We start from the raw sequence: 24,351 nt of genomic DNA, 5'->3' as shown, positions 1-24,351 counted from the left end.
CAAAACCAGCGGAGGGTCAGTCCATTCCGCGCAGGTCCAGGACCAGTTCCGTGTCACCATCGGCCTGCAGGACCACAGGGATGCCCCAGTCCTGCTGGTACAGGTGGCAGGCGGCGTGGTCGGGGATCTCCCCGTCCTCGGTCTCGGGGCCGTCGCAGGCCGCGGCGCGGGCGGTAATGTGCAGCACGCCCTCGGGCACGTCCGGGGACAGCTCCAGGGTGCGCTGCAGTCCCACGGAGGTTCCGCCGCCGGAGACCAGCAGCCCGGGAGGCGTGGACGAGATCTTCAGCTGGGTGGGGTCACCCCAGCGGTCGTCGAGCTTCTGCCCCGTGGGCGCCGTGAAGCGGACGGTCAGGTCCAGCGCGCCGGGCGCCACCGGGCTCTTGGGCCGGTGGGTCTGGGATGCGCCCTCATCCACCTGCTGTGCTTCCTTGGGAATGGGCACGTAGACGATCTGGTGCTTGTTGGCCTCCACCACTACCAGCAGGGGCTCGGAACCGGCCGAGTGGGTGCGGTCCACGATCACGTCGGAGGGCTCGGCCAAACCTCGTGCCAGGGTGGACACGGTGCCGGATGCGGGGTCGTAGCGGCGGACGGCACCGTTGTAGGTGTCCGCGATCGCCACGGAGCCATCGGGCAGGACGGTCACGCCCAGCGGGTGCTGCAGGCGTGCGTCGGCGGCCGGGCCGTCGCGGAAGCCGAAGTCGAACAGGCCCTTGCCTACTGCAGACTCCACGGTGACCTTCCCGGAATCGTCAACCACCAGCTTCCGCAGTGCGGAGGTCTCCGAATCAGCCACCCAGATGTTGCCGTCGGCGTCCTCGGCCACGCCTGAGGGCTGGGCGAACCAGGATTCGTGCGCGGCGCCGTCCAGCAGGCCCTCAAGCCCGTTGCCCGCGATGATGTCCACTTCGCCGCCCACAGGGTCGAAGCTAAAGATCTGGTGCGTACCGGCCATCGCGACCACCACGGCGTTCAGCTTCCGTGACCACACCACGTCCCAGGGAGAGCTCAGGGAGACTTCGAGCGGGTGCTCGCTCAGCTTGCCCGTGAACCCCGCGGCGTCCTCGTCCACGCGGGCGGGGCCGGTCTCCAGCAGGCGCTGGATCCCGTTGCCGGCCAGCGTGGACGCCTTGCCGTCCGTGAGCGACAGTCCGCGCAGGCGGTGGTTGACGGAGTCAGCAATTACGACGTCGTAGCCCACCTTGGCTGCCACATCTTCCGGCAGCAGGACCAGGCCCTGGGGTTCGTTGAACTGGGCGGTGGCCGTGTCACCGGCGGCGGGACCGTCGGCATAGCCCTTGGTGCCCGAGCCAAAGGTTGCCAGCACCGTGTGGAAGCCGGTGTCCAGTTCCACCAGCCGGTGGTGGCCGGTGTCGGTGACCAGCCAGGTGCCGGACGTCGGGGCACCTGCGGACGTGCCGCCGTCGGACGCTGCCCCTGAGGCAGACCCGCGGCCGGCGGGCAGGAACAGCGCCTTGCCGGGGAAGCGAAGGGTGCCGGAGGTTGCCTCGGGCGCCACGTACGGGCCGGAGCCGCGGTGCAGGGTGCCCTTGGCTTCGTGTTCGGCGATGAGCTCGGGGATCAGCACGGCGAGCCCGTCCGCGTGGCCCTCGCCGGAGAGGTGCGCCACGATGTAGCCCTCGGGGTCGATGACCACCAGGGTGGGCCAGGCACGGGCGGTGTAGGCCTTCCAGGTGTCCAGCTCTGGATCATCCAGGACGGGGTGGTGGATCTCGTATCGCTCCACGGCCGCGGCCAGCGCCACCGGGTCCGCCTCGTGCTCGAACTTGGGCGAGTGGACGCCCACCGTCACCAGGACATCGGAGTACTGCTCCTCCAGCGGCCGAAGCTCGTCCAGGACGTGCAGGCAGTTGATGCAGCAGAAGGTCCAGAAGTCCAGCAGCACGATCTTGCCGCGCAGGGCCTCCAGGTCCAGGGTCTTGCCGCCGGTGTTCAGCCAGTTGCGGCCTACCAGTTCGGAGGCCCGGACCCGGGCATGCGTGCGTACGGTTTCGCTCATCAGCGTCCTTCCAGCTTGTTGCGTTCAGCCAGCTTGGCGTCGCGTTCGGCCAATTTGGCAAACATATCGTTGTAAGCGGTCAGATCGGCGTCGTTATTCCTGTCCGCCGCGCGGTCCACGCGTTTGGTCTCCCGCTGGTCGGACCTGGACCACATGATGGCGACGCCGATCGCCACCAGCAGCGTTGGCACCTCACCGATGCCCCAGGCCACCGCGCCGCCGGTCTGCTGGTCGACGAGGGCCGACGGTCCCCAGGCGCGGCCAAGGTTGCCGAAGTAGTCCGCGGCCAGCAGCCCGGTGCCGCCCATGATGGAGACCCCGAAGAAGGCATGGAAGCCCATGGTGGCCAGCAGCAGGAGCAGCCGCATGGGGTACGGCGCACGGCGCGGCAGCGGGTCCGTGCCGATCATGCTGAGCACAAAGATGTACCCGGTGAGCAGGAAGTGCAGGTTCATCAGCTCGTGGCCCACATGCTCGCGCATGGCGAAGCCAAACAGGTCCGAGTAGTAGAACAGCACGATCGAGCCGGCGAAGTTGGCAGCGGCGAACAGCGGGTGGGTGACCAGCTGCGAGAACTTCGAATGGACGAAGACCAGCAGCCATTCGCGCATCCCGCGTGAGCCGTCGCCGCGGGCGGGCAGCGCACGCAGGGCCAGGGTCACGGGGGCGCCCAGCACCAGGAAGATCGGGGCAACCATGGTCAGGGCCATATGGTCCACCATGTGCGCGGAGAACAGGACGCGGCCATAGACCGACGGCGGCCCGGACGTGATGAACGTCAGGACCAGCAGGCCGACGACCCAGTTCAGGGACCGGAACCACTGCCAGGAATCGCCCCGGCGGCGGACCTTGGCCACGCCCAGGAAGTAGGTGGCCAGGCCGAAGAGGGCCACGCCCACCCAGAGCCAGTCCAGCCGCCACTCGGTCAACCAGCGTTCGGGCGTCAGCTCCGGGGGCAGCTCGTAGCCGCTGAGGATGAAGGCGGGCGAGGCATTGGCCGCCACTTCCGTTGGCTGCGGCGGCGCCGAGCGGCCCAGGGCCACGGCGATGCCCGAGGTGGCACCCATGACCAGCAGCTCAGCCAGCACCAGCTGCCAGAGGACCCGCCGCGAGGACAGGGTGGAGCCCTTGCGGCCCAGCTGCGGGATGACCCACTGCCGGTGCATGAAGCCGATGCCGCCCAGGACCACCGCGGCGGCAGTCTTGGCCAGGATCAGCTGGCCGTACGCCGAGCCGAAGAGATCATGCCAGCTGGTGACGCGGATGCTGGCGTTGATAATGCCCGAGGCGAAAACCAGCACGAACGCGAAGCCGGCCAGGGTGGAGAACCGCCGGAGCGTGGGTTCGGTGATATCCGTGGCTGCCCCGGCCTTGGACCCCGTGAGGATCCCGGACAGCAGGGCCAGGATGATGATGCCGCCCACCCAGGTGCTCACGCCCACCAGGTGCAGGCCGAGTGAGTTGATGGCGCCCTCGTGGTCCGAAGAGCTCGACGAGTGTCCGATCAGGGCGGTGGGGACCAGGCCGATGAGGGCCAGGATGAGGGTCAGGGCGAGGCCGCCCAGGGACCTGACGCCGAACAGCGCGGTGGTCACCACGGCGGCAATGATGATGACGGCAAGCCATGCCCGGCCCGTCTCGATGTCCGTCATGAAGTACACCAGGGCCTGGGTGAACGCGGGATCGCCGGACAGCCCCTGCCCTGCCACGTCGGCATAGGTGAGCACCAGGACTGCGATGGCGGACAAGGTCCACACGGCGCCCGCGACGGCCGCCACAGCGAGCACGCGGGTGAAGGCGGGATGTTCGGGCGCACCTCCGGCTGGTGGAGTTTCCCGGTCCCGGCCCCGCACGGCACTGTTCCGGGGGTTCAGGTTTTTGGGGAGGATGCCGACGGCGAAGATCAGGCCTCCGACGACGGTCGCCAGGGAGACGTTATGGATTGCCTTGCTGACGGGCAGGCCCCACCGCACCAGGGCGCCGGGGTCGGCGACGCTGCGCGCCGCTGCAGCGCCGGAGAAGATCAGTGCTGCTGCAAGGGCCAGGAAGAGTGCCGCCAGGCCTGCAAGCTGCCAGGGCACGGGGATCCCCCGGCTTCCGGCGTCCCGGACCGCAGCTCCCTTGCCAGGATCGGACTGGGGCGCGGTGGAACGTGGAGTTGCGGCGGAAGACACCATTCCATTGTCCGCTACGCCTGCCTGCGCCGCGAATCCGGGTTGTATGCCAGTGAGCAGTTGGAGCCGGTGAGCAGTTGGAGCCGGGCCGTTAAAGCAAAGGAGCGGCAACCCGATGGGTTGCCGCTCCTTGTTCCAGCCGGCTGCATGCCGGGAGGGACAAGCTTTACTTCTTGGAGACTGCAGCCTTCAGCTTGGAGCCGGCGGTCAGCTTGACGCTGTGGCCTGCTGCGATCTGGATGGTTTCGCCGGTCTGCGGGTTGCGGCCGGTGCGTGCTGCACGGTCAGTGCGCTCGACGGCGAGCCAGCCCGGGATGGTGATCTTCTCGCCCGCGGCGACAGAAGTCTCGAAAACCTCGAACAGTGCATCGAGGACGGAGTTGACGGCAGCCTGGCTGGTGCCGGCCTTGCCTGCTACCTCTGCAACAAGTTCACTACGGTTCTTAGCCATTTATGTCCTCCTGGACGATTCTGATTCTGGAGCCTGCACGCGGCATGCGCACAAGCCACTGTCCGAAAACTTACCAGCTTGGGCGCTTCCGGTCCGCAAATTCCGCGTGTTTCCGCGACTTTTTGAGGTTAATCACCGATTCCGGGGCCCATTTTCAGCCCTTGGAGGAAGGCTTTGCGCTTCCTGCCGGGTTTCCTGGGACGCCGCGTCCGGTTCCATGAAGGGGAGTTGGGGTTAAATGTGGGAGGCCCCAACCTGGTGGTTGGGGCCTCGACCAATGTGTGTCCGGCGGTGACCTACTCTCCCACACCCTCCCGGGTGCAGTACCATCGGCGCTGTGGGTCTTAGCTTCCGGGTTCGGAATGGGACCGGGCGTTTCCCCCACGCTATGACCGCCGTAACCCTTGTACCCGCCCGCCCGGTATTTTGTTCGGGGGTGGGAAGTCTGGTGGTTACAACATTGTGGTGTTGTTCTTCAGTTGTGGTGGTTCCGTGCCGTGACAACCCCGCGTGTTGGGGGGGTTGTTGGTTGGGAACCACATAGTGGACGCAAGCAGAGTTTGTATGTATCTGTGTGGTGTAAGTTGTTGGCCTATTAGTACCGGTCAGCTTCACGAGTCGTTAGTCCTCGCTTCCACATCCGGCCTATCAACCCAGTGGTCTGGCTGGGGGCCTCTCACACCCGAGGGTGTATGGAAATCTCATCTCGAAGCGAGCTTCCCGCTTAGATGCTTTCAGCGGTTATCCCATCCGAACGTAGCTAATCAGCGGTGCACTTGGCAGTACAACTGACACACCAGAGGTTCGTCCGTCCCGGTCCTCTCGTACTAAGGACAGCCCTTCTCAAATTTCCTGCGCGCGCAGCGGATAGGGACCGAACTGTCTCACGACGTTCTAAACCCAGCTCGCGTACCGCTTTAATGGGCGAACAGCCCAACCCTTGGGACCTACTCCAGCCCCAGGATGCGACGAGCCGACATCGAGGTGCCAAACCATGCCGTCGATATGGACTCTTGGGCAAGATCAGCCTGTTATCCCCGAGGTACCTTTTATCCGTTGAGCGACGGCCATTCCACAATGTACCGCCGGATCACTAGTCCCGACTTTCGTCCCTGCTCGAGATGTCTCTCTCACAGTCAAGCTCCCTTGTGCACTTACACTCGACACCTGATTGCCAACCAGGCTGAGGGAACCTTTGGGCGCCTCCGTTACTTTTTAGGAGGCAACCGCCCCAGTTAAACTACCCATCAGGCACTGTCCCTGACCCGGATTACGGGCCGAAGTTAGATGTCCAAAGTGACCAGAGTGGTATTTCAACGATGACTCCACCCGAACTGGCGTCCGGGCTTCAACGTCTCCCACCTATCCTACACAAGCCACTCCGAACACCAATACCAAACTATAGTAAAGGTCTCGGGGTCTTTCCGTCCTGCTGCGCGTAACGAGCATCTTTACTCGTACTGCAATTTCGCCGAGTTTATGGTTGAGACAGCGGGGAAGTCGTTACTCCATTCGTGCAGGTCGGAACTTACCCGACAAGGAATTTCGCTACCTTAGGATGGTTATAGTTACCACCGCCGTTTACTGGGGCTTAAATTCTCAGCTTCGCCTTGCGGCTAACCGGTCCTCTTAACCTTCCAGCACCGGGCAGGAGTCAGTCCGTATACATCGTCTTGCGACTTCGCACGGACCTGTGTTTTTAGTAAACAGTCGCTTCCCCCTGGTCTCTGCGGCCCCGATCCCCTCCACACCGCAAAGGGTGTATCAAGGTTGGGGCCCCCCTTCTCCCGAAGTTACGGGGGCATTTTGCCGAGTTCCTTAACCATAATTCTCTCGATCGCCTTGGTATTCTCTACCTGATCACCTGTGTCGGTTTGGGGTACGGGCGGCTAAAACCTCGCGTCGATGCTTTTCTCGGCAGCATAGGATCACCAAATCCCCCCAAACGGGGGTCCCATCAGATCTCAGGCACCATGAGTGGCGGATTTGCCTACCACTCGCCCTACATCCTTAGACCGGGACAACCATCGCCCGGCTCGGCTACCTTCCTGCGTCACACCTGTTAATACGCTTGCCTCCCGGGATCAGGTCCTGCGCTCCACCAAAACCCTCACACCACAAGGGCGCTCGGGCAGGCTTCGGGCAGTTAGTATCCCCCGCTCAGCATGGGCGGTTTTTCGCCGGTACGGGAATATCAACCCGTTGTCCATCGACTACGCCTGTCGGCCTCGCCTTAGGTCCCGACTTACCCAGGGCAGATTAGCTTGACCCTGGAACCCTTGATCATTCGGCGGACGGGTTTCTCACCCGTCTTTCGCTACTCATGCCTGCATTCTCACTCGTGTAGGCTCCACCGCTGGTTTACACCGCGACTTCACCGCCCACACGACGCTCCCCTACCCATCCACACGCCTGAACCACAAGGGCTTAGCTAAAATGTGAATGCCACAACTTCGGCGGTGTACTTGAGCCCCGCTACATTGTCGGCGCGGAATCACTTGACCAGTGAGCTATTACGCACTCTTTTAAGGGTGGCTGCTTCTAAGCCAACCTCCTGGTTGTCTGGGCAACTCCACATCCTTTCCCACTTAGCACACGCTTAGGGGCCTTAGTTGGTGGTCTGGGCTGTTTCCCTCTCGACTATGAAGCTTATCCCCCACAGTCTCACTGCTGCGCTCTCACTTACCGGCATTCGGAGTTTGGCTGACGTCAGTAACCTTGTAGGGCCCATTAGCCATCCAGTAGCTCTACCTCCAGCAAGAAACACGCAACGCTGCACCTAAATGCATTTCGGGGAGAACCAGCTATCACGAAGTTTGATTGGCCTTTCACCCCTACCCACAGCTCATCCCCTCCATTTTCAACTGAAGTGGGTTCGGTCCTCCACGACGTCTTACCGTCGCTTCAACCTGGCCATGGGTAGATCACTTCGCTTCGGGTCTAGATCACGCCACTCACACGCCCTATTCAGACTCGCTTTCGCTACGGCTGCCCCACACGGGTTAACCTCGCGACGTAACACTAACTCGCAGGCTCATTCTTCAAAAGGCACGCCGTCACCAGAATCAGACTGGCTCCGACGGATTGTAAGCACACGGTTTCAGGTACTGTTTCACTCCCCTCCCGGGGTACTTTTCACCTTTCCCTCACGGTACTGGTCCGCTATCGGTCATTAGGGAGTATTTAGGCTTATCAGGTGGTCCTGACAGATTCGCACGGGATTTCTCGGGCCCCGTACTACTTGGGATACTCTCACAGGCGGTACAAACACATTACGGTTACGGGACTAACACCCTCTCTGGCCGGCCTTTCAAAACCGTTCACCTATGCGCGCACATCACACCCCACCAGCCCGGCAGAACTGGTATGGAAAGTCCCACAACCCCGACCATGCAACGCCCGCCGGCTATCACACATGGAACGGTTTAGCCTGATCCGCGTTCGCTCGCCACTACTAACGGAATCACTATTGTTTTCTCTTCCTGCGGGTACTGAGATGTTTCACTTCCCCGCGTTCCCCCCACGCACCCTATGTGTTCAGGTACGGGTCACCGAGTCACTCGCGCGCTCGGCGGGGTTTCCCCATTCGGACACCCTGGGATCACAGTCCGGTTATCGACTCCCCCAGGCTTATCGCAGATTCCTACGTCCTTCTTCGGCTCCTAATGCCAAGGCATCCACCGTGTGCTCTTAAAAACTTGACCACAAAGATCAAAAACATTTCTCGAGAGAACCACAGAAACCAACCACACCCCAACACCCCAAAGGGCATCAACAGCGCAGCCAGATCCAGGTTCATTAATCTTGGAAATTGCTTCTTATACAAGATGCTCGCGTCCACTATGTAGTTCTCAAACAACAACCCCACACCACACACCCCACACACCCAAACAGGCGCACGGAACGTCACGGCAGGGAAACCAGAAACAAACAAACCCGACAAGGAACCACCACGACCAAAGCCGCAGCAACCCCTCCCCGGCCCTGTTGCCTCAGGACCCAACAGTGTGCCAAACACTACCCAGCAACCCAAACCAGCCGCGTTCCAGAACACCCGCCCTCCCCCGAAGAGAAGAACAAAACATTCGTACTAACCACACCGGTCCGTGCCACCAGGCACCTATTTGTTGATATTCCACCCATGAGCACCCGCCACGGAACAATCGTCCATGCTGCGGGCTTGCTTCCTGACAACCCCCCACACCGGCATTCACCAGCACAGAAGAGTTGGAGGTGCTCCTTAGAAAGGAGGTGATCCAGCCGCACCTTCCGGTACGGCTACCTTGTTACGACTTAGTCCCAATCGCCAGTCCCACCTTCGACAGCTCCCTCCCACAAGGGGTTAGGCCACCGGCTTCGGGTGTTACCAACTTTCGTGACTTGACGGGCGGTGTGTACAAGGCCCGGGAACGTATTCACCGCAGCGTTGCTGATCTGCGATTACTAGCGACTCCGACTTCATGGGGTCGAGTTGCAGACCCCAATCCGAACTGAGACCGGCTTTTTGGGATTAGCTCCACCTCACAGTATCGCAACCCTTTGTACCGGCCATTGTAGCATGCGTGAAGCCCAAGACATAAGGGGCATGATGATTTGACGTCGTCCCCACCTTCCTCCGAGTTGACCCCGGCAGTCTCCTATGAGTCCCCACCATCACGTGCTGGCAACATAGAACGAGGGTTGCGCTCGTTGCGGGACTTAACCCAACATCTCACGACACGAGCTGACGACAACCATGCACCACCTGTAAACCAGCCCCAAAGGGGAAACCACATTTCTGCAGCGGTCCGGTTCATGTCAAGCCTTGGTAAGGTTCTTCGCGTTGCATCGAATTAATCCGCATGCTCCGCCGCTTGTGCGGGCCCCCGTCAATTCCTTTGAGTTTTAGCCTTGCGGCCGTACTCCCCAGGCGGGGCACTTAATGCGTTAGCTACGGCGCGGAAAACGTGGAATGTCCCCCACACCTAGTGCCCAACGTTTACGGCATGGACTACCAGGGTATCTAATCCTGTTCGCTCCCCATGCTTTCGCTCCTCAGCGTCAGTTAATGCCCAGAGACCTGCCTTCGCCATCGGTGTTCCTCCTGATATCTGCGCATTTCACCGCTACACCAGGAATTCCAGTCTCCCCTACATCACTCTAGTCTGCCCGTACCCACCGCAGATCCGGAGTTGAGCCCCGGACTTTCACGGCAGACGCGACAAACCGCCTACGAGCTCTTTACGCCCAATAATTCCGGATAACGCTTGCGCCCTACGTATTACCGCGGCTGCTGGCACGTAGTTAGCCGGCGCTTCTTCTGCAGGTACCGTCACTTACGCTTCTTCCCTACTGAAAGAGGTTTACAACCCGAAGGCCGTCATCCCTCACGCGGCGTCGCTGCATCAGGCTTTCGCCCATTGTGCAATATTCCCCACTGCTGCCTCCCGTAGGAGTCTGGGCCGTGTCTCAGTCCCAGTGTGGCCGGTCACCCTCTCAGGCCGGCTACCCGTCGTCGCCTTGGTAGGCCATTACCCCACCAACAAGCTGATAGGCCGCGAGTCCATCCAAAACCACAAAAGCTTTCCACCAACCACCATGCGATGGAAGGTCATATCCGGTATTAGACCCAGTTTCCCAGGCTTATCCCAGAGTCAAGGGCAGGTTACTCACGTGTTACTCACCCGTTCGCCACTAATCCACCAGCAAGCTGGCATCATCGTTCGACTTGCATGTGTTAAGCACGCCGCCAGCGTTCATCCTGAGCCAGGATCAAACTCTCCGTTGAAGTAAAACAAAAACAGACACAACCACAACCACCGGAAATAACGGCAGAAACAGCTGCACAAAATTTGAAACCAGCTAAAAACACCATGCACACCACGGGGTGGCGGCACAGCACAATCAACCAATTACATACATAATCGGTATCAACAAACTTGGCACACTATTGAGTTCTCAAACAACAGACACACCCGGCACCACCCAAACCAACGTCCAGGCTCGCTCCGGAGCAACTTTCCAAACTTACCCGGTTCCAACAAGCTTCGCAAATCAGCGTTACCGCGATCCACTCCACTCCGAAACCAGCCCCACCCGCGTCCGGCACGCCAAGAGGCGAACCATTTCCAGGCCGTTCAGTAAGGGGTTTCGCCGCTATCTTTCCGCTTCAGCGGCGGCGACTCAGAAAACAATACCCGCCCCCACACCCAACCGCAAATCGACCCCCGGGGGCCTCTTGTGCTGCCGGAAACCCCGGAATTCCGCGGTTTCCGGCAGCGTGGGCAAGAGATTTCCGCTTCTGAAGCTCGTTTGCTGCTTCTATGGAGTGGCTCACATCCGAAGAGGAGCCGAGGGAGTAGCCGAAGGGGGAGCCGGGACTTCCCTACCCCAGTACCTTGAGGACCACTTCGAAGTCGGCCTGCCTCGGCTTCAGCCGGTACGGCTCCAGAACGCCGGGGCCGCAGGCGGCGGTGCCAACGCCACGCATGAGATGGTCCACGTAGATGTAGCTCCGCCCGTCCGGCACCAGATCCGGCCTGTGGTTTGCGGCATCCAGAGCCTGCATGCTGTACGGCCGGACTGTGAGGGCAAAGGGCTCGCCGGAAAGGTGCAGCTCCCTTCCGCCGGCGTGCAGGACAGCGGACCGCACGCCGGACCGGGCTCCCGACTCCTGGGGACGGACGTACTCAACGTCCAGCGCGGCAAGGGGCAGCTCGAACCATCCCGTCCGCGCACCCTGGCCGGTGTCCGGGTAGCCCTGGTGCGGGCCCTGGCCGAACCACCGCACCCCGGTGGTCCGGGAACCCAGCACCAGCTCCAGCCCGATCCGCGCCCATTCCACCTCGAAGCCGGCATTGACCCAGTCCCCCACGGGCCTGACCTGCGTCCGTAGTCCCAGGGAGTCGGAGCTGGCGGTCCACAGGTAATCCACCAGCACACCGAACTGCTTGTCCGCGGCACCCATGCGCGTGCTGACGCGCAGGTACTCTCCGCCGTCAGGAGAAGATTCCGCCCGGATGCCCAGCAGGCGGGTGCGGAGCCGGTCGAGTCCTGCGTCCTTCCACTGCGTCGCAAGGGGCCGTTCGTCCGGGCTTCCCCACTCGCGGCCGAGGTCGTTGTCGGTCGGGGGCCACCACAGGACCAGGCCGAACTTTTCCACGGGAAGTCCGCCAATGGATGTGGGCATGCCGGTTGCCCGGTTGAACACCGCGGTACCCAGCTGCAATTCGTCCTGGCCGGCCTCCACCAGGTCCCGGGCCTGCACCCCCGTGCCTGGTGAGGCAAGGCGGACAGCCTGCCCCCAGGCAACCTCGTGTCCTGCGGCAGCCCACCCAGTATCGGCGGCCAGCACAGCGCTGACGGTGAGCACCGCACCCGCGTCCTGCGCCAACCCCGCCACACACGCGGCAACCTCCGCCGGCAGCTCAACAACAGCCGTGGACTGCGCCGCAAGCGGCGCAACGGCCACCGTTCCCTCCAACCGTGTTCCGCCGTCGTCCTCCACCTTGTACTCAAAGCGGTAGGCGGAGGTGTCCGCAAAGTCCTGCCGGTTCCGCAGCGTGAAGCGGGCCCATGAGGAGGAAACGTCAATGCCCAGAGGCTCGATGACCTTCTTGAAATCCAACAGCCCGGGACGAGGTTTGCGGTTGGCATCAACCAGCCCGTCCGTGACGAAGTTGCCGTCGTGGACTTCCTCGCCAAAGTCCCCGCCGTAAGCGAAGTGTTCACCGCCGCCCGGGGAGGGAACAAGGATCCCGTGCTCCAGCCACTCCCAGACAAAACCGCCCATCAGCCGCGGATACGTGTCGAACAGGTCCTGGTACTCGGTCATGCCACCCGGCCCGTTTCCCATGGCATGCACATATTCGCACAGCACGAACGGCATGGCTCGGCGCCGAGCGTCCAGTTCGGCGTCCTCAAGCGCCGGCTCGATGCCCTGCCCGATGAGCGCCGTCTCGGCCTGGCTGGCATACATCCGGGAGTAGACGTCCACGTACGGTGAGGACCAGTCGCCCTCGTAGTGGATGGGACGGGACGGGTCACGGTCCTTGGCCCAGCGGGACATCGCCGCAAGGTTCCGGCCGGTGCCTGCCTCGTTGCCCAGCGACCACATGATCACGGAAGGGTGGTTCTTGTCGCGCTCAAGGGTTCGCTGCATCCGGTCCAGCAGGGCCTCCTCCCACTGCGGATCGTCGCTGGGGTTCTGTGCCCAGCCGGCGCTGTGGAAGCCGTGCGTTTCCAGGTCGCATTCCAGGACTACGTAGAAACCCAGCTGGTCTGCCAGCGCCAGGAACTCCGGGTGCGGCGGGTAGTGCGAGGTCCGGATGGCATTGATGTTGTGTTGCTTCATCAGCCGCAACTCCGCCTCCACCACGTCCCGCGGGACCACACGGCCCAGCCGGGGGTGGTGCTCGTGGCGGTTCACTCCCCGGAGCAGGATCCGGCGGCCGTTCACCTTGAACTGCGCGTCCTCGATGACGATGCTGCGGAAACCCACCTGCAGGGCAACGGTCTCGCCCGGGGTGCTGACCGTTGCGCCATAGAGGCGGGGAACTTCGGCGGACCAGCGCTGCACGCCGGGGACACGCTGCTCCGCCCCTGCTGGAAGTTCCAGGCCAAGTTCCGGAATGCGTACGACGGCGTCAATCGCCCGCCCGGCCCGGCTCACCTCGACGCGGAGCGTGCCCTCGCCCGTGCCCGGCTCATAGCCGGCGTGGACGAAGACGTCGTCGATGCCGTCCACCGGCCGCGCCTGCAGGGTGACGTCCCGGAAGATCCCCGGGAGCCACCACATGTCCTGGTCCTCCACATAGCTGGCGGCGGAGAACTGGGCCACCCGCACGGCCAGCGTGTTGGCTCCCTCGACCAGGATGCCGGACACGTCGAATTCGTGGGCCAGGCGGCTTCCGCGGGTGGTCCCGAGCTCCACTCCGTTCAGCCACACGGTTCCGGCCGAGTCGATGCCGTCGAACCGGAGCACGGCGTGCGGGAAGAACTCCGGGCCGGCCTCAAAGGTCACCAGGTGATCGCCGATGGGGTTGGCGTCCGGTGCGTAGGGAGGTTCCACCGGGAAGGGAAACTGCACGTTGGTGTAGGCCGGAGAGCCGTGCCCGTGCAGGTTCCAGCTGGAGGGGACGGGCAGCAGGGTGAAGCCGGAGAGGTCATTGCCCTGCTGCCAGTCGTCGTGTGGGGCCGTCCGGATTCCCGGGCTCAGCCGGAACTGCCATTCTCCGTTGAGTGGGAGCCGGGGTGCGTCGGACTCCAGGTAGGCCCGCGCCGGGAGGCTTCCCCGGCCGGGTCCCAGCGAGGCTAATTCTGCGACGTCTGCGGCAGCCGGATCGAGTCTGCGGTAGGAGGGTTTGGTCGCCGGAGCGGAGCCGTGGCCGGCAGTTGCGGCAGGGGTGTGGGCTGGCATGGAGGTCCTTGAAGGGAGTTTCGGAAGTGCCTACGTGAACGTTCACGCAGTTGCATGTTAAGCCTATCCGCTCGGTCATGATTTGAGTAGGGGTCAGGCTGATTGCCGGAGGACCAGTTGGTGCTGCAGGGTCAGGTGGGCGCCTGGGGTGCGGTCCTGGATGGCACCTGTGAGTAAACCATCCAGGAGTCCGACGGCGGCGCGGCCCACGGCGCGCAGGTCCAGTGCGAGGGTGGTCAGCTCAGGTGTGAGCAGTTCCCCCAGCGGTATCCCGTCCATGCCGATGACGGCACACTCATTGGGGACGGAGGTGCCTGACTCCCGCAGTGCCTTCAAGGCGCCGGCTGCCATCAGGTCGTTGAAGGCGAGGATGCCATCGGGGCTCCCGCCTCCGGCCAGATGGAGGGCCACCGCCGACCGTGCCGCGGCCGCCGATGGCTGTGCCTGGAGGCGGGCGAGCTGGATGCCTGCCTCCGCTGCCACCGCGGCGGCGGCCGCGCTCCGGCTGCCGGCGGGGCCGCCCTGGTCCGAGTCCAGGAAGAGGATGCTCCTGCACCCGTGGGATGCGAGATGGCGGAGGGCGAGCCTGGCAGCGTGACGGTAGTCAAAGGAGATGCTGCCGGCGGTGCCGGCGTCCGGGGAGTCAAGGGCGACGACGGGACGGCGGCCCATCAGCGCCTGCGCCTCGTCCTGGTGGGGTGCAAGGTATCCGATCAGTGCATCCACCTGGGGCGCAAGCCGCGCGGCGGCGTCAACGGCGCTGCCGGTCCCGTGGCCGTAGTCGTCCACCACCACGTTCCAGCCGCGCTCCGTGGCGGCCTCCACCACGCTTGAGGCAAAGGCCGGGAAATAGGGGTTGGTCAGGTCCGGGATGGCGAGGCCAACAGAGATCCGCGCGCCCTGCACAAGGCCCTTGGCGAAGCGGCTGGGGCTGTAGCCCATTTCTGCTGCGAGCTTTTGGACCCGGGCGCGGGTTTCCGCGCTGATGCCTGCCATGTCATTCATGGCCCGGGTGACGGTTTGGCGCGATACGCCTGCAGCGGCTGCCACATCCAGGATGGTTGCACGCCGGTCCCTGGGACTGGGCGTTCGGGGGGTCATAAACGGTAAGTCTAGGCGGTGGTGAAGGCCCGTTTTGATACCGGTGATTGGTGGGTTAAATGTGGGAGGCCCCAACCTGGTGGTTGGGGCCTCGACCAATGTGTGTCCGGCGGTGACCTACTCTCCCACACCCTCCCGGGTGCAGTACCATCGGCGCTGTGGGTCTTAGCTTCCGGGTTCGGAATGGGACCGGGCGTTTCCCCCACGCTATGACCGCCGTAACCCTTGTACCCGCCCGCCCGGTATTTTGTTCGGGGGTGGGAAGTCTGGTGGTTACAACATTGTGGTGTTGTTATTCAGTTGTGGTGGTTCCGTGCCGTGACAACCCCGCGTGTTGGGGGGGTTGTTGGTTGGGAACCACATAGTGGACGCAAGCAGAGTTTGTATGTATCTGTGTGGTGTAAGTTGTTGGCCTATTAGTACCGGTCAGCTTCACGAGTCGTTAGTCCTCGCTTCCACATCCGGCCTATCAACCCAGTGGTCTGGCTGGGGGCCTCTCACACCCGAGGGTGTATGGAAATCTCATCTCGAAGCGAGCTTCCCGCTTAGATGCTTTCAGCGGTTATCCCATCCGAACGTAGCTAATCAGCGGTGCACTTGGCAGTACAACTGACACACCAGAGGTTCGTCCGTCCCGGTCCTCTCGTACTAAGGACAGCCCTTCTCAAATTTCCTGCGCGCGCAGCGGATAGGGACCGAACTGTCTCACGACGTTCTAAACCCAGCTCGCGTACCGCTTTAATGGGCGAACAGCCCAACCCTTGGGACCTACTCCAGCCCCAGGATGCGACGAGCCGACATCGAGGTGCCAAACCATGCCGTCGATATGGACTCTTGGGCAAGATCAGCCTGTTATCCCCGAGGTACCTTTTATCCGTTGAGCGACGGCCATTCCACAATGTACCGCCGGATCACTAGTCCCGACTTTCGTCCCTGCTCGAGATGTCTCTCTCACAGTCAAGCTCCCTTGTGCACTTACACTCGACACCTGATTGCCAACCAGGCTGAGGGAACCTTTGGGCGCCTCCGTTACTTTTTAGGAGGCAACCGCCCCAGTTAAACTACCCATCAGGCACTGTCCCTGACCCGGATTACGGGCCGAAGTTAGATGTCCAAAGTGACCAGAGTGGTATTTCAACGATGACTCCACCCGAACTGGCGTCCGGGCTTCAACGTCTCCCACCTATCCTACACAAGCCACTCCGAACACCAATACCAAACTATAGTAAAGGTCTCGGGGTCTTTCCGTCCTGCTGCGCGTAACGAGCATCTTTACTCGTACTGCAATTTCGCCGAGTTTATGGTTGAGACAGCGGGGAAGTCGTTACTCCATTCGTGCAGGTCGGAACTTACCCGACAAGGAATTTCGCTACCTTAGGATGGTTATAGTTACCACCGCCGTTTACTGGGGCTTAAATTCTCAGCTTCGCCTTGCGGCTAACCGGTCCTCTTAACCTTCCAGCACCGGGCAGGAGTCAGTCCGTATACATCGTCTTGCGACTTCGCACGGACCTGTGTTTTTAGTAAACAGTCGCTTCCCCCTGGTCTCTGCGGCCCCGATCCCCTCCACACCGCGAGGGTGTATCAAGGTTGGGGCCCCCCTTCTCCCGAAGTTACGGGGGCATTTTGCCGAGTTCCTTAACCATAATTCTCTCGATCGCCTTGGTATTCTCTACCTGATCACCTGTGTCGGTTTGGGGTACGGGCGGCTAAAACCTCGCGTCGATGCTTTTCTCGGCAGCATAGGATCACCAAATCCCCCCAAACGGGGGTCCCATCAGATCTCAGGCACCATGAGTGGCGGATTTGCCTACCACTCGCCCTACATCCTTAGACCGGGACAACCATCGCCCGGCTCGGCTACCTTCCTGCGTCACACCTGTTAATACGCTTGCCTCCCGGGATCAGGTCCTGCGCTCCACCAAAACCCTCACACCACAAGGGCGCTCGGGCAGGCTTCGGGCAGTTAGTATCCCCCGCTCAGCATGGGCGGTTTTTCGCCGGTACGGGAATATCAACCCGTTGTCCATCGACTACGCCTGTCGGCCTCGCCTTAGGTCCCGACTTACCCAGGGCAGATTAGCTTGACCCTGGAACCCTTGATCATTCGGCGGACGGGTTTCTCACCCGTCTTTCGCTACTCATGCCTGCATTCTCACTCGTGTAGGCTCCACCGCTGGTTTACACCGCGACTTCACCGCCCACACGACGCTCCCCTACCCATCCACACGCCTGAACCACAAGGGCTTAGCTAAAATGTGAATGCCACAACTTCGGCGGTGTACTTGAGCCCCGCTACATTGTCGGCGCGGAATCACTTGACCAGTGAGCTATTACGCACTCTTTTAAGGGTGGCTGCTTCTAAGCCAACCTCCTGGTTGTCTGGGCAACTCCACATCCTTTCCCACTTAGCACACGCTTAGGGGCCTTAGTTGGTGGTCTGGGCTGTTTCCCTCTCGACTATGAAGCTTATCCCCCACAGTCTCACTGCTGCGCTCTCACTTACCGGCATTCGGAGTTTGGCTGACGTCAGTAACCTTGTAGGGCCCATTAGCCATCCAGTAGCTCTACCTCCAGCAAGAAACACGCAACGCTGCACCTAAATGCATTTCGGGGAGAACCAGCTATCACGAAGTTTGATTGGCCTTTCACCCCTACCCACAGCTCATCCCCTCCATTTTCAACTGAAGTGGGTTCGGTCCTCCACGACGTCTTACCGTCGCTTCAACCTGGCCATGGGTAGATCACTTCGCTTCGGGTCTAGATCACGCCACTCACACGCCCTATTCAGACTCGCTTTCGCTACGGCTGCCCCACACGGGTTAACCTCGCGACGTAACACTAACTCGCAGGCTCATTCTTCAAAAGGCACGCCGTCACCAGAATCAGACTGGCTCCGACGGATTGTAAGCACACGGTTTCAGGTACTGTTTCACTCCCCTCCCGGGGTACTTTTCACCTTTCCCTCACGGTACTGGTCCGCTATCGGTCATTAGGGAGTATTTAGGCTTATCAGGTGGTCCTGACAGATTCGCACGGGATTTCTCGGGCCCCGTACTACTTGGGATACTCTCACAGGCGGTACAAACACATTACGGTTACGGGACTAACACCCTCTCTGGCCGGCCTTTCAAAACCGTTCACCTATGCGCGCACATCACACCCCACCAGCCCGGCAGAACTGGTATGGAAAGTCCCACAACCCCGACCATGCAACGCCCGCCGGCTATCACACATGGAACGGTTTAGCCTGATCCGCGTTCGCTCGCCACTACTAACGGAATCACTATTGTTTTCTCTTCCTGCGGGTACTGAGATGTTTCACTTCCCCGCGTTCCCCCCACGCACCCTATGTGTTCAGGTACGGGTCACCGAGTCACTCGCGCGCTCGGCGGGGTTTCCCCATTCGGACACCCTGGGATCACAGTCCGGTTATCGACTCCCCCAGGCTTATCGCAGATTCCTACGTCCTTCTTCGGCTCCTAATGCCAAGGCATCCACCGTGTGCTCTTAAAAACTTGACCACAAAGATCAAAAACATTTCTCGAGAGAACCACAGAAACCAACCACACCCCAACACCCAAAGGGCATCAACAGCGCAGCCAGATCCAGGTTCATTAATCTTGGAAATTGCTTCTTATACAAGATGCTCGCGTCCACTATGTAGTTCTCAAACAACAACCCCACACCACACACCCCACACACCCACAACAGGCGCACAGAACGTCACGGCAGGGAAACCAGAAACAAACAAACCCGACAAGGAACCACCACGACCAAAGCCGCAGCAACCCCTCCCCGGCCCTGTTGCCTCAGGACCCAACAGTGTGCCAAACACTACCCAGCAACCCAAACCAGCCGCGTTCCAGAACACCCGCCCTCCCCCGAAGAGAAGAACAAAACATTCGTACTAACCACACCGGTCCGTGCCACCAGGCACCTATTTGTTGATATTCCACCCATGAGCACCCGCCACGGAACAATCGTCCATGCTGCGGGCTTGCTTCCTGACAACCCCCCACACCGGCATTCACCAGCACAGAAGAGTTGGAGGTGCTCCTTAGAAAGGAGGTGATCCAGCCGCACCTTCCGGTACGGCTACCTTGTTACGACTTAGTCCCAATCGCCAGTCCCACCTTCGACAGCTCCCTCCCACAAGGGGTTAGGCCACCGGCTTCGGGTGTTACCAACTTTCGTGACTTGACGGGCGGTGTGTACAAGGCCCGGGAACGTATTCACCGCAGCGTTGCTGATCTGCGATTACTAGCGACTCCGACTTCATGGGGTCGAGTTGCAGACCCCAATCCGAACTGAGACCGGCTTTTTGGGATTAGCTCCACCTCACAGTATCGCAACCCTTTGTACCGGCCATTGTAGCATGCGTGAAGCCCAAGACATAAGGGGCATGATGATTTGACGTCGTCCCCACCTTCCTCCGAGTTGACCCCGGCAGTCTCCTATGAGTCCCCACCATCACGTGCTGGCAACATAGAACGAGGGTTGCGCTCGTTGCGGGACTTAACCCAACATCTCACGACACGAGCTGACGACAACCATGCACCACCTGTAAACCAGCCCCAAAGGGGAAACCACATTTCTGCAGCGGTCCGGTTCATGTCAAGCCTTGGTAAGGTTCTTCGCGTTGCATCGAATTAATCCGCATGCTCCGCCGCTTGTGCGGGCCCCCGTCAATTCCTTTGAGTTTTAGCCTTGCGGCCGTACTCCCCAGGCGGGGCACTTAATGCGTTAGCTACGGCGCGGAAAACGTGGAATGTCCCCCACACCTAGTGCCCAACGTTTACGGCATGGACTACCAGGGTATCTAATCCTGTTCGCTCCCCATGCTTTCGCTCCTCAGCGTCAGTTAATGCCCAGAGACCTGCCTTCGCCATCGGTGTTCCTCCTGATATCTGCGCATTTCACCGCTACACCAGGAATTCCAGTCTCCCCTACATCACTCTAGTCTGCCCGTACCCACCGCAGATCCGGAGTTGAGCCCCGGACTTTCACGGCAGACGCGACAAACCGCCTACGAGCTCTTTACGCCCAATAATTCCGGATAACGCTTGCGCCCTACGTATTACCGCGGCTGCTGGCACGTAGTTAGCCGGCGCTTCTTCTGCAGGTACCGTCACTTACGCTTCTTCCCTACTGAAAGAGGTTTACAACCCGAAGGCCGTCATCCCTCACGCGGCGTCGCTGCATCAGGCTTTCGCCCATTGTGCAATATTCCCCACTGCTGCCTCCCGTAGGAGTCTGGGCCGTGTCTCAGTCCCAGTGTGGCCGGTCACCCTCTCAGGCCGGCTACCCGTCGTCGCCTTGGTAGGCCATTACCCCACCAACAAGCTGATAGGCCGCGAGTCCATCCAAAACCACAAAAGCTTTCCACCAACCACCATGCGATGGAAGGTCATATCCGGTATTAGACCCAGTTTCCCAGGCTTATCCCAGAGTCAAGGGCAGGTTACTCACGTGTTACTCACCCGTTCGCCACTAATCCACCAGCAAGCTGGCATCATCGTTCGACTTGCATGTGTTAAGCACGCCGCCAGCGTTCATCCTGAGCCAGGATCAAACTCTCCGTTGAAGTAAAACAAAAACAGACACAACCACAACCACCGGAAATAACGGCAGAAACAGCTGCACAAAATTTGAAACCAGCTAAAAACACCATGCACACCACGGGGTGGCGGCACAGCACAATCAACCAATTACATACATAATCGGTATCAACAAACTTGGCACACTATTGAGTTCTCAAACAACAGACACACCCGGCACCACCCAAACCAACGTCCAGGCTCGCTCCGGAGCAACTTTCCAAACTTACCCGATCAACCACCCCGACGCAAATCCATTTCTCAGGATTCCCATCAGACCAGAAGACGGTCCCCCACCAATTTCCGGCGCCCTAAGGAGCGACCAGAATTTGGTCTTGAATTTGGGGGTTTGGCCACCCGCGGTTACCAGCTCTTGGCTGTCTCCCCCGCGGCGACTTAGAAGACAATACACGCACTCGTAGCCCACCGCAAACCGGTCATCCAAAGGCTGCAATTCCCCGGGATTCCGGGGCAGGAACGGCCATGCGGGGCACCCGCCGGCCTCCCGCTGTCGTAATTCCGCTGTGTGCGCTGCCGCACATCCGGCAGCCATCACGGCAGACAGCAAAAGGGCCGGCAACCCTAAGGTTGCCGGCCCTTCTCAAGCAGCTGGATTCAGCGGTGCTGGATTACCAGGAAGACTTGGTGATGCCCGGGAGTTCGCCCTTGTGGGCCATGTCGCGGAAGCGGACACGGGAGATGCCGAACTTCTGGAAGGTACCGCGGGGGCGGCCGTCGATGATGTCGCGGTTACGCAGACGGATCGGGGACGCGTTGCGGGGCAGCTTCTGCAGGCCCAGGCGGGCTGCTTCGCGTGCTTCGTCGGTTGCGTTCTCGTCAACCAGGGTCTTCTTCAGCTCGAGGCGCTTTGCAGCGTAACGCTCAACGATGACCTTGCGCTGCTCGTTGCGAGCAATCTTGGACTTCTTAGCCATGTTTAGCGCTCCTCTCGGAATTCGACGTGCTGGCGGATCTTGGGGTCGTACTTCTTCAGGACCATGCGGTCCGGATCGTTACGACGGTTCTTGCGGGTTACGTAGGTGTAACCCGTACCCGCGGTCGACTTGAGCTTGATGATCGGACGTACGTCCTTGTCCTTAGCCACTAGAGCTTCACCCCACGAGCCAGGATCTGGGCGACGACTACGTCGATGCCGCGTACGTCGATGGTCTTGATGCCACGTGCCGAGACCTGCAGCGTGACGTTACGGCGCAGGGACGGAACCCAGTAGCGCTTCTTCTGGATGTTCGGATCGAACCGACGCTTGTTGCGGCGGTGCGAGTGCGAAATGCTGTGCCCAAAGCCCGGCTCGGCCCCGGTCACTTGGCAGTGTGCTGCCATGACTTCTCCTCAAGAATTGAAAGTAATGATCCGCATATCTGCTGCTGGACCATGCTGCTAAGGGCGACCCAAAAATGCAGAAGGGCAACGGTTAGTCACGCAACTTGAGCCCCTAACTACCGGCCACCCTGGAGAAAATTACCGGGCAACCGGAGCAATTGCGCACGCTCCGCGCACTTAGCGCCTACCAAGTCTACGAGTTGGCGCAATTAAAGACCAATCGGGGGTCATCGGGTGTATAAGGGCCGCCGAAAGGTCACAGCGACAGGTTGGTCCTTTTCACAGCAGGCACATAGCTTCGCCAAGCACCTTGGATACATGAACACGCAGCTCCTGCCGGCATCTCCGGCCGCAAGCAGTTCCGGCCGCCCGGAGCTTTCATCACCTTCGACGAAGAGGCCCGGCCGTGGCTGGTTTGCCCGACAGTACCGGCAGCGCATGCTGCGGACGGACCTCCTGACGCTCATTGCCTGGGCCTCCGTTGCCGCCGCAATTGCCCTCTGGCTTGCCGACGGCGGGGCCACCGCGATCACGTCGCCGGCGTCCCTGTTCACGGCGGCGGGCATCGTGGCCGGGCTGGCGGGCATGGACCTGGTCCTGCTCATGCTGCTGCTGGCCGCGAGGATTCCCTTCATTGACCGCACCATCGGCCACGACCGCGCGCTGGAGTTCCACGGGAAGCTGGGAAAGCCTTCGCTGTACCTGCTTCTGGCACACGGCCTCCTGGTCGCGGCTGGGTACGGCATGGCCGAAGGACTGGATCCGTTCACCGAGTCCGTCAACCTTTGGGTGCAGGTGCCGGACATGTGGCTGGCGTTTGTTTCCATGGCGCTGTTCATCGCGGTCGTCGTCACGTCCCTGGTGGCTGTACGGCGTCGTTTCCCGTACGAGTTCTGGTACGTGGTGCACCTCCTGACCTACGCCGCGGTGGCAACGTCGCTGCCCCACCAGTTCAGCGTGGGAGGCCTCTTTGCGGCAGGCACATGGCAGCGCTGGTACTGGCTGGCCATTTGCATCTACACCGGCGCTGCCCTGGTGTATTTCCGGGTACTGGAACCGGTACTGGCCACGGCGCGGCACCAACTGTCGGTGGCCCGCGTGGAGGCCGTGGCGCCGGGCGTGGTGAACATCGTCATGAATGGCCGGAAACTGGACCAGCTGGCGGGCACGGGCGGACGGTTCTTCATCTGGCGCTTCCTGGCTCCGGGACTGTGGTGGCATCCCCACCCGTTCAGCCTGTCCGCCGAACCCGTCTTCCAGGGCCCGGACGGCCAGGGGACGCTGCGGGTCACCGTACGGAACCTTGGCAGCGGCTCCGCCCAGCTCCTGCGGCTGCGGAAGGGGACCAAGGTGGCGCTGGAGGGTCCCTACGGACTGCTCAGCACAGCTGCCAGGACCAGGAACAAGGTGGTGATGATCGGTGCCGGCATCGGCATCACACCCCTGCGCGCACTGCTGGAAACCACGCCGTTTGCTCCCGGCGAGGCAACAGTCCTGCTCCGCGGCCACACCGACCAGGAGCTGTACCTGGGCAGCGAAATCCTCGACCTCTGCCAAGCCAGGGGGGTCCGGCTCTTCCACCTCACCGGGCCGAGGGCCCACGGCCACTCCACCTGGCTTCCCGGGGACGCCGTGCGGAACGGCTACAGCCTCACCTCCTACGTGCCTGACATCGCGGATGCGGACGTCTACGTCTGCGGCCCGGCGGCGTGGGCGGCCGACGTCATAGCGGATGCCGGGAAAGCCGGCGTCTCCGGGGAACAGATCCATCACGAAAGGTTTGACTGGTGAAAATACGCGGAACAGTCGCAGCGGCCCTGGCCTCCGCCGGGATCCTCCTGGCGGGATGGCAAACAGGCACCCAGGCAGGCGGCATCAGCACCGTCGCATCAAGCACGACGGCGTCAGGCACCACGGGCTCGAAGGGTACGGGCTCGACGGGTACGGGTACGTCCGGCTCCTCGGGCTCTTCGGGCACCTCGGCTTCCGGCACCTATAAGGGAACCGCCGTGCAGACCCGGTTCGGTCCCGTGCAGGTCCAGATCACGGTGGCCAACGGGAAGATCACGGATATCACCGCCCTCCAGCTCACCAACACCGATGGCAAATCCATCCAGATCAGCAACCGCGCGGCACCCCTGCTCCGGAGCAAGGTCCTCGCGGCGCAGTCGGCGGATGTCCAGACCGTCAGCGGCGCCACCATTACCAGCGACGCGTACCTGACCTCAGTCCAGGCGGCCATCGATGCAGCCCACCTCTAGCCC

10 protein-coding genes and 6 rRNA genes are annotated in these 24,351 nt (G+C 61.4%); 2 read left to right on the top strand and 14 right to left on the bottom strand.

Features of this window, described 5'->3' with window-relative positions; translation table 11 throughout:
* Positions 1-16: 16 nt before the first annotated feature.
* The 14 genes from AC3ANU_RS03285 to rpmB all read right to left on the bottom strand — a co-directional run bounded on the left by AC3ANU_RS03285 (position 17) and on the right by rpmB (position 22,087).
* Complete coding sequence (locus AC3ANU_RS03285) at positions 17-2,023, bottom strand: NHL domain-containing thioredoxin family protein (protein WP_488315427.1); 2,007 nt, start codon at positions 2,021-2,023, stop codon at positions 17-19.
* Positions 2,023-4,200: a bifunctional copper resistance protein CopD/cytochrome c oxidase assembly protein gene (locus tag AC3ANU_RS03280; RefSeq protein ID WP_488315426.1), complete on the bottom strand. Its 2,178-nt coding sequence runs from the start codon at positions 4,198-4,200 to the stop codon at positions 2,023-2,025. Before AC3ANU_RS03280 ends, AC3ANU_RS03285 begins: the two co-directional genes overlap by 1 nt.
* 163 nt (positions 4,201-4,363) lie before the next feature.
* Positions 4,364-4,648 (bottom strand): HU family DNA-binding protein, encoded by a 285-nt coding sequence (locus tag AC3ANU_RS03275; RefSeq protein WP_011693739.1) that lies wholly within the window; start codon positions 4,646-4,648, stop codon positions 4,364-4,366.
* A gap of 283 nt (positions 4,649-4,931) precedes the next feature.
* Positions 4,932-5,048: ribosomal RNA gene (gene rrf / locus AC3ANU_RS03270) — 5S ribosomal RNA — on the bottom strand.
* A 174-nt stretch (positions 5,049-5,222) separates the two neighbouring features.
* Positions 5,223-8,352, bottom strand: a 23S ribosomal RNA gene (locus AC3ANU_RS03265).
* Positions 8,353-8,892: 540 nt separating this feature from the next.
* A 16S ribosomal RNA gene (locus tag AC3ANU_RS03260) occupies positions 8,893-10,415 on the bottom strand.
* Together the 16S, 23S and 5S rRNA genes form the textbook arrangement of a ribosomal RNA operon.
* Before the next feature lie 597 nt (positions 10,416-11,012).
* Entirely contained in the window at positions 11,013-14,045 is a 3,033-nt protein-coding gene (locus AC3ANU_RS03255) for a glycoside hydrolase family 2 TIM barrel-domain containing protein (RefSeq protein ID WP_488315425.1), read from the bottom strand.
* 93 nt (positions 14,046-14,138) lie between these two features.
* The gene (locus tag AC3ANU_RS03250) at positions 14,139-15,146 is read right to left on the bottom strand and encodes a LacI family DNA-binding transcriptional regulator (protein ID WP_056392127.1); all 1,008 of its coding nucleotides are present in this window, start codon (positions 15,144-15,146) and stop codon (positions 14,139-14,141) included.
* Between the two features lie 104 nt (positions 15,147-15,250).
* Positions 15,251-15,367, bottom strand: a 5S ribosomal RNA gene (gene rrf, locus AC3ANU_RS03245).
* 174 nt (positions 15,368-15,541) lie between these two features.
* Positions 15,542-18,670, bottom strand: a 23S ribosomal RNA gene (locus AC3ANU_RS03240).
* A gap of 540 nt (positions 18,671-19,210) precedes the next feature.
* Positions 19,211-20,733, bottom strand: a 16S ribosomal RNA gene (locus AC3ANU_RS03235).
* Between the two features lie 642 nt (positions 20,734-21,375).
* The gene (gene rpsN / locus AC3ANU_RS03230) at positions 21,376-21,681 is read right to left on the bottom strand and encodes a 30S ribosomal protein S14 (RefSeq protein ID WP_009358853.1); all 306 of its coding nucleotides are present in this window, start codon (positions 21,679-21,681) and stop codon (positions 21,376-21,378) included.
* 2 nt (positions 21,682-21,683) lie between these two features.
* Positions 21,684-21,851, bottom strand: a complete 168-nt coding sequence (rpmG, locus tag AC3ANU_RS03225) for a 50S ribosomal protein L33 (protein WP_013602737.1) — start codon at positions 21,849-21,851, stop codon at positions 21,684-21,686.
* Positions 21,851-22,087, bottom strand: coding sequence for a 50S ribosomal protein L28 (gene rpmB / locus AC3ANU_RS03220; RefSeq protein ID WP_013602738.1), 237 nt, complete (start codon positions 22,085-22,087; stop codon positions 21,851-21,853). Before rpmB ends, rpmG begins: the two co-directional genes overlap by 1 nt.
* A 318-nt stretch (positions 22,088-22,405) precedes the next feature.
* Between rpmB and AC3ANU_RS03215 the strand changes: the two genes are divergently transcribed.
* Positions 22,406-23,878 (top strand): ferredoxin reductase family protein, encoded by a 1,473-nt coding sequence (locus tag AC3ANU_RS03215; RefSeq protein WP_144601533.1) that lies wholly within the window; start codon positions 22,406-22,408, stop codon positions 23,876-23,878.
* The gene (locus AC3ANU_RS03210) at positions 23,875-24,348 is read left to right on the top strand and encodes an FMN-binding protein (protein ID WP_144601532.1); all 474 of its coding nucleotides are present in this window, start codon (positions 23,875-23,877) and stop codon (positions 24,346-24,348) included. The genes AC3ANU_RS03215 and AC3ANU_RS03210 overlap by 4 nt, the downstream gene beginning before the upstream one ends.
* The last annotated feature ends 3 nt before the right edge of the window (positions 24,349-24,351 follow it).

The organism is Arthrobacter sp. SDR-2R, from assembly GCF_057747955.1.
The sequence above is the reverse complement of the archived record's forward strand: the minus strand, read 5'-3'. Positions and strand labels throughout refer to the sequence as shown.

Excerpts from the sequence above, each read along its gene's own strand:
- AC3ANU_RS03285 (WP_488315427.1), bottom strand. The coding sequence starts at position 2,023 with ATGAGCGAAACCGTACGCACGCATGCCCGGGTCCGGGCCTCCGAACTG.
- AC3ANU_RS03280 (WP_488315426.1), bottom strand. The coding sequence starts at position 4,200 with ATGGTGTCTTCCGCCGCAACTCCACGTTCCACCGCGCCCCAGTCCGAT.
- AC3ANU_RS03275 (WP_011693739.1), bottom strand. The coding sequence starts at position 4,648 with ATGGCTAAGAACCGTAGTGAACTTGTTGCAGAGGTAGCAGGCAAGGCC.
- AC3ANU_RS03255 (WP_488315425.1), bottom strand. The coding sequence starts at position 14,045 with ATGCCAGCCCACACCCCTGCCGCAACTGCCGGCCACGGCTCCGCTCCG.
- AC3ANU_RS03250 (WP_056392127.1), bottom strand. The coding sequence starts at position 15,146 with ATGACCCCCCGAACGCCCAGTCCCAGGGACCGGCGTGCAACCATCCTG.
- rpsN (WP_009358853.1), bottom strand. The coding sequence starts at position 21,681 with ATGGCTAAGAAGTCCAAGATTGCTCGCAACGAGCAGCGCAAGGTCATC.
- rpmB (WP_013602738.1), bottom strand. The coding sequence starts at position 22,087 with ATGGCAGCACACTGCCAAGTGACCGGGGCCGAGCCGGGCTTTGGGCAC.
- AC3ANU_RS03215 (WP_144601533.1), top strand. The coding sequence starts at position 22,406 with ATGAACACGCAGCTCCTGCCGGCATCTCCGGCCGCAAGCAGTTCCGGC.